The 309-nt window shown below is 62.5% G+C and carries 1 protein-coding gene; it reads right to left on the minus strand.

Features of this window, described 5'->3' with window-relative positions:
* Nucleotides 1-254 (minus strand): J domain-containing protein (locus P0G09_RS17795; protein WP_275253334.1); only part of this gene is annotated, 254 nt, incomplete at its 3' end.
* Between the last annotated feature and the right edge of the window lie 55 nt (nucleotides 255-309).

Below are 309 nucleotides of genomic sequence, written 5' to 3' on the forward strand. Positions count from 1 at the left end.
TGCTGATAGCCGCCGTAGGAGGGGCCGCTCTGCTGGCCGTAGGCACCGCCGTAGTCGCCGCCCATCTGGGGGCCGGTCTCGCCCTTGGTGATGGCATCGTATGCCGCCTGCACCTCCTTGAAGTGCTCTTCGGCGGTGGGGTCGTTGGGGTTCAGGTCAGGGTGCCAGCGCTTGCACTTGGCACGGTAAGCCTTTTTGCTCTCGTCTTCACTGGCACCGCGCTGGATGCCCAGAACCTCATAGGGGTCTCTCATCGGTCTACTTCCTCACGTCTCTATTACCATCTGTGCGGCCATTGTGCCGCACAAG

Source organism: Faecalibacterium sp. DFI.5.82, assembly GCF_029076575.1.
Classification (GTDB): domain Bacteria; phylum Bacillota; class Clostridia; order Oscillospirales; family Ruminococcaceae; genus Faecalibacterium; species Faecalibacterium duncaniae.